This is a genomic window from Bartonella sp. AP280QHHD (assembly GCF_042196125.1).
Taxonomy (GTDB): Bacteria; Pseudomonadota; Alphaproteobacteria; order Rhizobiales; family Rhizobiaceae; genus Bartonella.
The window spans coordinates 1-1649 of record NZ_JBHIPQ010000049.1; the positions used below are offsets into that span (position 1 = coordinate 1).

At 47.7% G+C, this 1649-nt stretch carries 1 protein-coding gene; it reads left to right on the plus strand.

From position 1 onward, the window contains the following. Positions 1–1649, plus strand: a 1649-nt coding sequence (locus tag ACFIMK_RS08100) for a hemagglutinin repeat-containing protein (RefSeq protein ID WP_375682935.1), incomplete at both ends; no start/stop codon positions are given.

Consider the following 1649-nt stretch of genomic DNA (forward strand, 5'->3'; position numbering starts at 1 on the left):
AATCGCACTCTTCTTGATGTTGAAGATCCCAATGCTCAAATGCAAAGGCTCTATGACAATGCTGTGGAGCAGCAAGATCCCTTGGGGTTAGTGCTAGGCAAGCCCTTAACGCCTCAGCAAATTGCTGGGATCAAAAAGGATATGATCTGGCTTGAGACCCACCTTGTCGACGGACAAGAGGTCTTGGTACCCCACGTTTATTTGGCACCAAACACTTCTTTAGCACAAGATGTTTATGGGGCAAAAACGCAGCAAGGAAACCTTGCCAGTGCACGTTTGAAAGGCAATGGCGTCACTATAGAGACGGACCGTCTTACCAATAGCGGCACCATATCAAGTAATGGTGCATTGCATGTTTCGACTACGCAAACTTTGTTTAATGATGGTGGTTTTTTGCTTGGCAGCGGTGCTGTAGATCTCAGCAGTGGCGATCTTTTAGCCAATTCTTCCGGTGTTATTCTGGGGGATATCATCACCCTCAATGCGAAGACAATCATTGATGGTACTGCAAAAATCCGTGACACGAATGAATATGGTTTTGTTGATCGCAGTGGGCAGCAGGCTCAAATCATTTCTATACAGGATTTAAACATTCACTCCCTTGGCGATTTAAGCATGACTGGTGGCCAATGGAGCAGTGGCGGTCCGATGACGGTGATTGTCGATGGTTCTGCTACGTTTGGTTCATTAGTGCTAGAGAGTGACCATAAGGAGACATTGGAAAAAGGGCATTATAACGCCCAAAGCAGTGAGCACCGTTTGACAGAAGTCAACAGTGATGGAGATTTGACCATTGTCACAGGTGGTGAACTTAACCTTGGGGGAAAGTTTAAAGCCAAGGGCAATGGGGATTTCACCAGTGGTGGCGCTCTCAACGTGGTTTCAGAGCAAGATTTTAACAGTTTTGATTTGGATCTGAGGGGCAAAGAAGGCGACAAATCGAAGCAAAAGAATAAGTTTCGTCAACAATCAACAGAAGTTACTACAAACAAAACCACGATAGAAACAGAGGGCAACCTCTCCATGCATGCGCAAAATGGGGATCTCACGCTTGATGCCATAGGGGCAAAAAGTGGTGGTCAGACGCATTTGGCATCAGATACGGGGAAGATCAAGTTTCTGACCAACAAGGATCAAGATTTTAAGGACGTTTATCAGCGTAATGAAAACCTTGTGTGGTGGAGTGAGAGCGATAAAGGTTACCTTAAGGAGACCATCGAGCATGTCACCATAGATGCTAAGGGTGGCATAAAGCTTGATGCGGGTGATGGCTTCGTTGTTGAGTATCAGGCAACCGGTGATTTAGACAAATCCCTTGAGCAATTGTCTCGCTCTCCAGGCATGGCATGGATCAAGCAACTGCGTGATGATCCAGAATTATCCAAGCAAGTTGATTGGCAAGCAGTTAAGGCTGAATTTAAAGACTGGGATTATAAAGCCCAAGGGCTGACAGAAGCCGGTGCGGCTCTCGTGGCATTGGCTGTCACGGCGGTTACGGGTGGAGCAGCCTCGGGCGCTGCCAGTGCCATTACCGGTGCTTTGGGGCTTGGCTCGAGCACCGCCATGAATGCGGCGATACAGGCTGGTGTCCAAGCGCTGATTAACAAAAGCGCTGTGGCTCTTGTCAATAATCGCGGCAATATTGCCGG